Annotated in this window: 7 protein-coding genes and 1 riboswitch; of the genes, 3 read left to right on the top strand and 4 right to left on the bottom strand. The window is 39.7% G+C overall.

All coding sequences use genetic code 11. From position 1 onward, the window contains the following. The first annotated feature begins 13 nt into the window (after positions 1-13). A riboswitch (cyclic di-AMP (ydaO/yuaA leader) is annotated at positions 14-154 on the top strand. Positions 155-158: 4 nt separating this feature from the next. Then, positions 159-620: a C40 family peptidase gene (locus PV403_RS20360; protein ID WP_213535480.1), complete on the top strand. Its 462-nt coding sequence runs from the start codon at positions 159-161 to the stop codon at positions 618-620. A 94-nt stretch (positions 621-714) separates the two neighbouring features. On the opposite strand, the gene glgD is transcribed toward PV403_RS20360, so the two are convergent. Together glgD and PV403_RS20350 are read right to left on the bottom strand one after the other, a co-directional pair. Beyond that, complete coding sequence (gene glgD / locus PV403_RS20355) at positions 715-1,815, bottom strand: glucose-1-phosphate adenylyltransferase subunit GlgD (protein WP_213535481.1); 1,101 nt, start codon at positions 1,813-1,815, stop codon at positions 715-717. Positions 1,816-1,840: 25 nt separating this feature from the next. Beyond that, complete coding sequence (locus tag PV403_RS20350) at positions 1,841-2,995, bottom strand: glucose-1-phosphate adenylyltransferase (RefSeq protein WP_213535483.1); 1,155 nt, start codon at positions 2,993-2,995, stop codon at positions 1,841-1,843. A gap of 436 nt (positions 2,996-3,431) precedes the next feature. Here PV403_RS20350 and PV403_RS20345 point away from each other — a divergent pair, with 436 nt between their 5' ends. Next, positions 3,432-3,647, top strand: a complete 216-nt coding sequence (locus PV403_RS20345) for a hypothetical protein (RefSeq protein WP_213535484.1) — start codon at positions 3,432-3,434, stop codon at positions 3,645-3,647. Between the two features lie 72 nt (positions 3,648-3,719). On the opposite strand, the gene PV403_RS20340 is transcribed toward PV403_RS20345, so the two are convergent. Further along, entirely contained in the window at positions 3,720-5,594 is a 1,875-nt protein-coding gene (locus tag PV403_RS20340; protein ID WP_213535485.1) for a PAS domain-containing protein, read from the bottom strand. Positions 5,595-5,815: 221 nt separating this feature from the next. After that, a complete protein-coding gene (locus tag PV403_RS20335) occupies positions 5,816-6,550 on the bottom strand; it encodes a DUF1836 domain-containing protein (RefSeq protein WP_213535486.1) in 735 nt (244 codons plus the stop codon). 247 nt (positions 6,551-6,797) lie between these two features. Here PV403_RS20335 and PV403_RS20330 point away from each other — a divergent pair, with 247 nt between their 5' ends. Next, positions 6,798-8,135, top strand: a complete 1,338-nt coding sequence (locus tag PV403_RS20330; RefSeq protein WP_213535488.1) for a hemolysin family protein — start codon at positions 6,798-6,800, stop codon at positions 8,133-8,135. The last annotated feature ends 55 nt before the right edge of the window (positions 8,136-8,190 follow it).

The following is an 8,190-nucleotide window of genomic DNA, read 5'->3' as shown; positions in this document are numbered from 1 at the left end:
ATACAAGGTGCAATCACGATAACCGCCGAATTCTTACGCACCTAAGAAGCGGGGGACCCGCCTACCATGGGTGAATTGATCTCGAAACAGAGTGATCATAGGGTACCTTCAACCGAATCCTTAGCTAACCTCGCAGGCATTGGAAGGAGTATTACATTTTGAAAAAGAAACTCGCATCAGCAGCATTAGGACTATCATTACTATTCACCGCAGGACTCGGGCAAGCTTCCGCTTCTGTACTTTCTACCACAGTAAATAACACAGTTGGTGTTCCTTATAAATACGGCGGTACTACACTCACAGGGTTTGATTGCTCTGGGTTTACTCGTTATGTATACAAAAAATTAGGTGTAACTTTACCTCACAGTTCGAAACAACAATACAAAAAAGGCACATCAGTTAAGAAATCCGCTCTAACCAAAGGCGATCTTGTATTCTTTAATACAAGCGGTAAAGGCATTTCGCATGTTGGAATATACCTAAGCGATAACAATTTTGTCTCCGCTACCTCCTCTAAAGGTATCGCCATTACACCCATTAATAAGGGTTATTGGAGTTCAAAATATTATGGTGCTAAGCGTGTACTTAGTTCATCAGCAGCGAAAAAGGCCGACTTATAGTATACATATAAACTGCCACCACGATTATGAAACTTCAGAATTTGAACATATGAAGAAAGGTCAGAGAATTACTCCTCTGACCTTTTTTCCTGATTTAAATTTGGCTGCTTTTGGCAATGACATAAGGCTGCTTGGCATCACCGATCAGTGTGCAATCTGCCGTTAAATGTACATCTTTATCAAGGATTACATTCTCCAGCACTGTATTCTCCTCAATTACACATTTCTGCATGATGATCGAATTTCGAATTTGAGCCCCTTTGTGAACTTTGACTCCTCTAAAAATAATACTGTTCTCGACCTGCCCTCCAATAATACAACCATTCGCAATCAAAGAGTTGCTTACTTCCGCATTCTCGAGAAACCTAGTCGGTGGTTCATATTTGATTTTGGTATGGATCTCATATTGTTTGAACAAACGTTGATATTGTTCTTGATTAAGTAGATCCATACTATTGCGATAATAACTTTCTACCGAGTTAATAACGGTATGGTATCCATCAAAAGCAAAACCAGCAATGTTTAAGTTATGCAAATTATCTTGGATTCCATCACGGAAGAAGTAATCTTGACCATGCGCAATACAATGATCTACTAATTTCAGAAACAATTGTTTTTCCATAATAAAAGCACCGAGATATATATTAGGATGATCACCTTCTTGATGAATTCCCGTAACTTTTACACCGTCCACATCGACCCGTACACAGGACTCATGTTCAGGAAGGATCTCATCTACTTTTTTATAAAGAAGAGTGACATCGGCTTGCTGAGAGATATGAAACTGATACATTTCCCGGTAATCCATGGAGTAAATATGCTGACTGCCGGTATGAATAATATGGGTACCTTTGGCTCGAAGAAAATAATCACGATTATTATGAAAATGTTGCAGATCGCCTTTGGAACGGTCCGTAGGATCATTCCAGTCTGGCGGAAGTATAAAGAGACCCCCGTGTTTGCGATCTAGGTCCCATGGAGCCCCCTGCCCCAAATGATCCAGCAGCGACCGATACTTTCGGCGTACAAACAGCGCGGTATGATGAATGTTAGAATGCATTAAATTGGACAAAACAAAATCGATCAAACGATACCTACCCGCAAAAGGAACGGCAGCACCACAACGAAAATATGTTAATTCATTCATTAACTCGAGCTCTTGATCCAGGTTCACTACACCCATGAGATGTTGCATACTAGGTCACCGTCCTCACTCATATTTAGCTAAGTCCATACGTATGTTGTCGATATGTCTGATCAATTAGTAAAATTTCATCTTCCTGGTCTCCATTACCCCCAACAACAGAGTAATCTTCAATCATCGTTCCTTCGCTTACAATCGCCCGATGAAGTCTAACATTCTTTCCTATTTTCACTTTAGGCATAATCACTGAATCCGTAACCACACTTCCTTCCCCGATCTCGACCCCATAAAATAATACCGATTTGCTGACTTCCCCTTCGACAATGCAGCCTTCATTTACGATACTGTTACGAACCTTTCCTTTTGTACCAATATAGCCCGCCGGTTCATTTGGATTACGTGAATAGATACGCCACTGCGGATCATTTAAATTCAAGGGAGGATCGTCGCTTAACAGATCCATATTCGCCTCCCATAAGCTCTTAACCGTCCCTACATCTTTCCAGTAACCGCTGAATGGATAAGCATACAGCTTCTTCTCATTCTTGAGAAGAAGTGGAATAATATCATGACCGAAGTCATAGGTAGAATCCGGATCTTGTTCACTCTCAAGAAGATGTTGTCTCAGGACAGACCATCTGAACATATATACTCCCATAGATGCCAGCGTACTCTTCGGATGTTCAGGCTTCTCTTCAAACTCATAAATCTCATAATTGTTTTTTGTATTCAAAATGCCAAACCGGCTTGCTTCATGTAAAGGAACATCAATGACCGAAATCGTGCAATCCGAATTTTGGTTTTTGTGATATTGAAGCATGGCATCATAATTCATCTTATAGATATGGTCACCTGATAAGATCAGTACATGCTCTGGTTCAAATTGATCAACAAAATTTAAATTCCGATAAATCGCATCTGCCGTACCTCTGTACCAGTTATTACTCCCCTCTCTCTCATGAGGTGGAAGAACAAACACGCCTCCATTTCGGCGATTTAAATCCCAATCACTGCCGATCCCTACATACGAATGGAGCACCAAAGGCTCAAACTGTGTTAGTACGCCTACCGTATCAATTCCCGAATTCGCACAATTACTCAGCGGGAAATCAATAATGCGGTAAGTACCCCCAAAATAAACAGCAGGCTTAGCTAAAGTCTTCGTCAGCCCTTTCAATCGTTTACCCTGACCTCCGGCCAGTAACATAGCTACCACTTCTTTTTTGTTCATAAAAAAGCCTCCTCAAGATGTAGAATTGTATAACAGCTGCTTAAGTGAGTAGAAATAAGCAAATAACAAATTGAAGATGCCTGTGACTGGACATTAGAAGGTTAAACGCCTGTATAGTAGAGGTAACACCATGGAGGTTGGTCTTAGAAGATGGTTATTAGGGAGGTGAAAACTTATAAAGGGTGTTTCATAAGAAAAAATTCTCTATGTTGTTAATTTATGTATACACAGTTCTATTTCATTATAATCATCAAAATTCCTTCCTAAAAAGCAGTGTTATCATAATTTTCATTAAAAACCTGAAACACGGTCTAGGAAAGTCTACAATTTTATACCTATTCCTTCTTTTTTCGTCTTGCATTCAGAGGCACCTGATAGTACAATACGGCTTTGAGTGTAGCAAAACGAATTATAGCTTAGAAAGGGGATTATTCCCATGGAACTTCTCAAATCCACTTTGCCCGGTGTAGGTATGAAGTATCAACTGGAAACCAAATCAGGTTCTAATTTCATCATTGTTCACCATGAAGATGGACGTCGTGAAATTTACTGTACAGATCCAGAAGATCAGGAGAACATCCGATGCATCGCTGAGTTAGAGGATGAGGAGTGTATGTTGCTCTCTAGTATTATAGGCGGTTGGAACGAATAATAAAAAAAGAAATGGACAGTCCCATCTTTTCTCTACCCGAGAACAAGATCAAGACTGTCCTTTTTAATTTGTTCATAAAGCATCCAGCTCCAGTAAAAATTGAAAGGTAGCTCCCTTCCCTTCATCACTACTGACGCTGATCGTGCCTCCCATAACTTCAACCAACCGTTTTGAAATGGCCAGTCCAAGACCGGTTCCACCGTATTTTCGATTAATTGAAGTATCTAACTGTGAGAATGATTGAAACAATTCATTCTGTTTATGAAGTGGAATTCCGATACCAGTATCTTGAATTTGAAATACGAGGAGTTTTCGATTCGCCAGATGCGTGTTCATCTGTTCAATTTGTATAACCACTTCTCCATCATTCGTAAATTTAATTCCATTACTAATTAAGTTAATTAAGATTTGCTTGATCTTCGTTTCATCACCTAAAAAGGTTTCTGGGATATTCTCATCATAATTTTGTATAAGTCGAATCCCTTTTTCTTCTGCTGAAGCGATAAATAAATCATGCACCTCATGAAGTGCTTCAATTAAGGAGAATGGCTCGTGAACCACTTCTATTTTTCCGGCTTCGATCTTACTAAAATCAAGCAGTTCCCCAAACATTTGCATGAGTGTGTTGCTGCTGTTCGCAATAATCTCTGTATATGACTTTTGCTCCTCATCGAGATCTGTATCCATTAATAATGAAGTCATCCCCACGATCCCGTTCATCGGCGTCCGCAGTTCGTGACTCATCATCGCAAGAAATTCTGATTTGGCCCGGTCTGCATGAATCGCTTCTTCTTTTGCCTTCATAATCTCTTTAATCGAAGTAATATCTCTAATCACAACGACTGCACCTTTACGTTCACCCCGATCGATTAAAGGAGTAACTTGATACTCGGCAATAAACGTACTTCCGTCTTTGCGTCCAAAGACCTCTTCTTTCACGCAGTGACTCTCCCCGGACAGAATGCTTTGATATATTGGCATCTTTTCTGGTGCGTATGGATAATGGTTTTCATTGAATTGCAAAAATTGATTCGTCAGTTTAAGACCGATCGCTTCCTCTTGATATATGCCGAGCAGTTCGGCTCCTTTTTTATTCAAATAAGTCAGATGCCCCTCATGATCTACGCCAAATATACATTCATCTACTGCATTAAAAATAAGTTCAAGTTGGTTGCTGAGATTCTCGATTTCCTGAAGATGCCGTCTACTTTCTGTTATGTCGCTAGTAATCCCGTAAACACCTACCACCTTACCGTTTAAAATCGTAGGAACATTGATTACATTTGCCTCAATGGAATGACCTTCTTTATGAAGCATACGTATATGGTACGATTGCGGGATCCCTTTGGAAGCCATAGAAAAGTGATAATTGGTCTTCTCTATAGAATCCGGATGAATCAGAGGAGTGTATCGGCCTGCAAGAAGCTCTTCTTCCGTATGACCTGTTATCTTACACTGCCCTTCATTTACCCGTAGTAAATGGCCGCTCAGATCCATAGAAGCTACTCCTAATGGATTATATTTAAACAAAGATTTTGATTCTTCCCATTCTCTTTCCGCTGCTAAGTCTTTAATTGGAGTAACTGCCTGAACAATAAAACAATGGTCTTCCTGTTCTGAATCCTCCAATAGCGAGAAGTGAAGCTGTACTTCTTGTGATTGGATACGCTCCTTGTTTAGTAGAACTTTGTAATGAACTGCATCTTCGCTGCCTGTCTCCAGTTCATAAGCGATCTGATTAAAATTAATATATCCCACGTCTTGTAAACCTAATATATGTATAAAAGATTTAGAGAGCAGTTCATCTGAACACCGTTCAGTCCATTTCTCAAACGCTTTATTCACTTTACATATGATTCCCTTATCACCAACAACCATGGCCATCGGAATGGGTGCATTCTGAAAGATGCTCTTCCAGACTTTACTGTCTGTTAAAGGCCCTGACATGTGGCCGCCTCCTTCACCTACCAATTGTATCTACTTTAATAGTTACCTCTTTTTACCTTACTCCAAACTAAGGTTACAAAAGATTCATCTTTTTATTTATCCTTTTCCACTCATTTTGCATAAATAAAACTGCACCTCCAGTTGTAAGATTGTGCCTAACAACTGGGGTGCAGTTCAGGTTTTAAAAACACCTGGCTTTTTATTGTTCATCATTCATATCATTATAGAAATAATGTTGCGTTTAAATATCGTTTTGAAAGGGAATGCAGATACGTCGTTTGTACCGATAAGGTAGCAATAAAAATAATATTTCTCACAATAAGGTGTTGTCTTTCCGTTAAATAGGAGAAAGATTGCACCATCTTGTCCACCGCTGACAGCACCTGCGACTCTGCCCCCCTATCCGTATGAATAAGACGCTCCTTCTCACAGTCTAACTGTTCAAACAGGTCTGCATACGTATTGTATAATATCAGCGGATTTAATAAATCATCGTCATCACGCACCGGATCCATAAAAATCCCTTTGAACAGATTACGAATGGAATCAAAGTCTAGGAGTGCTTTTAAATCATCTATAATAAAGAGAAGTGCAGCTTGATGAATGGAATATTTTTTCCCGATCTTCGGTGAAGAAAAATATTCTTTGAAATCCCGCTTCACCCAATTTTGCATCGAAGTAAGGGATGTATTTGAATACTCAATCATTTGTGCGAGGGACGCAATCTCTTGAAGAGAGAAACCAGCCGTTCGATTGCCTTTAATTAATTTCTCTAAGATGGGAGGAAGCGAAGTGGATAAGAAGGCTGCATATGTGGTTCCCTGATCTACGTCAGATTTATGGTGCTTAGTCCACGCTTTCTGCAGCAGTTCGAGCGGTGTTATCTTATGATGTCCTTCGATGGACAGCAGCAGTTGTGCCATTTCGCTACGAGTAAGGGTGAATAACTCTGTCATCTCATGGACCTCCTATATTTTTGTAAACTCATCCTATTAAATCATATGGACTAATATTACGTGACCCGCTATTCCTTGTAAAGGTGTGCAAGAGAGCGCAAAAGTGTATATTGTTAAACAATTTTGGCCTAAAACGCTATAAATCAGCTAATCAAGACGATATTGACCATTGCTCACCCTATCTTAAGTTCTGTATACTAGTTCATATGAACCTAAAATTTATTATAAAGGATTGTGAAGATGTCTAATGGATGACATAGGACTGAAATTGTTTTTGTTTGTTGTATTAATTGGGCTTACGGCTTTCTTCGTAGCTACTGAATTTGCCATTATTAAGTTACGACCAAGCCGTATTGATCAATTAGTACTGGAAGGACGCAGAGGTGCACTTGCCGTACAGAAAGTGACATCCAATCTGGATGGATACTTGTCTGCGTGTCAGCTTGGTATTACGATAACAGCTCTAGGACTTGGATGGCTCGGTGAGCCTACTGTAGCAATATTGATTGAACCGTTGCTTGAACGATTCGGCATTGCTGCAGAAATTGGCCATATCGTTTCTTTCATTACTGCCTTTGCTATCGTTACCTTCTTGCACGTCGTTGTGGGTGAACTCGCTCCGAAAACAATGGCTATTCAGAAAGCAGAAACTGTGACCTTCCTGGTTGCAAGACCCATTATGTTGTTCTATAAAATCATGTATCCTTTTATATGGCTTTTAAACGGATCTGCCAATGGTTTGGTTCGAATTTTCGGATTAAAACCAGCAAGTGAACATGAAGATGCTCACTCTGAAGAAGAGATACAGATTATTTTATCTGAGAGCTATCAGAGCGGAAAAATAAATAATACAGAATACGGATATGTAAATCGTATTTTTGCTTTTGACGACTTATTAGCGAAAGAAATTATGATCCCTCGTACGGATATGGTTTGTCTTTATACAAATAATACGTTTGATCAGAACATGGAAATTATCCGCCGTGAACAGTACACACGCTTTCCTGTTGCCCATCAAGGGAAAGATCAGATTATAGGAATGATTAATACAAAACAAATGTTCCTTAATTATGAGGAAGGTAAAAGTGTTGATCTCAAACAATTCATGCACCCCGTTCTTACCGTATCTGAAGCAACAGCGGTTAATGATTTGTTAAAACGCATGCAGAAAGAACAAGTTCATCTAGCCGTATTAGTAGACGAATTCGGTGGCACAGCCGGGCTTGTCACTATTGAAGATATTTTGGAAGAAATCGTTGGCGAAATTCGAGATGAATTTGACACGGAAGAACGCAAGGAAATTGAACAACTTGGGGAACTTCACTACATCGTAGATGGAAAAATTCAGCTTGATCAAATCGCAGATATGACGGGAATACATTTTGATCTGGAAACAGCGGATACGATTGGTGGATGGTTGTATACCATCTTGCTTAACCCGAAACCTGGTCAAACACATCTTCATCAAGGTCTCCTCTTTACAGTCAAAGAAGTAGGACGCAACCGAGTGAAGAAAGTCGAATTTAAGAAAGCACCAGAAGTTATGGAGAATAGTATGGAACCTGAACCTACGGTTTCGTTCTAAATAGAAAAGATATAACAAAACCCTCTGACAACAGTCAGAGGGTTTTTGTGTGTTT

The sequence above is a fragment of the Paenibacillus sp. GYB006 genome, assembly GCF_036577645.1.
Classification (GTDB): domain Bacteria; phylum Bacillota; class Bacilli; order Paenibacillales; family Paenibacillaceae; genus Paenibacillus.
This window is presented reverse-complemented; position numbering and strand designations above follow the sequence as displayed.

What these genes read in the sequence shown, in the direction of transcription:
- glgD (WP_213535481.1), bottom strand. Translation starts at nt 1,815, where the DNA reads ATGCAACATCTCATGGGTGTAGTGAACCTGGATCAAGAGCTCGAGTTA.
- PV403_RS20350 (WP_213535483.1), bottom strand. Translation starts at nt 2,995, where the DNA reads ATGAACAAAAAAGAAGTGGTAGCTATGTTACTGGCCGGAGGTCAGGGT.
- PV403_RS20345 (WP_213535484.1), top strand. Translation starts at nt 3,432, where the DNA reads ATGGAACTTCTCAAATCCACTTTGCCCGGTGTAGGTATGAAGTATCAA.
- PV403_RS20340 (WP_213535485.1), bottom strand. Translation starts at nt 5,594, where the DNA reads ATGTCAGGGCCTTTAACAGACAGTAAAGTCTGGAAGAGCATCTTTCAG.
- PV403_RS20335 (WP_213535486.1), bottom strand. Translation starts at nt 6,550, where the DNA reads ATGACAGAGTTATTCACCCTTACTCGTAGCGAAATGGCACAACTGCTG.
- PV403_RS20330 (WP_213535488.1), top strand. Translation starts at nt 6,798, where the DNA reads ATGGATGACATAGGACTGAAATTGTTTTTGTTTGTTGTATTAATTGGG.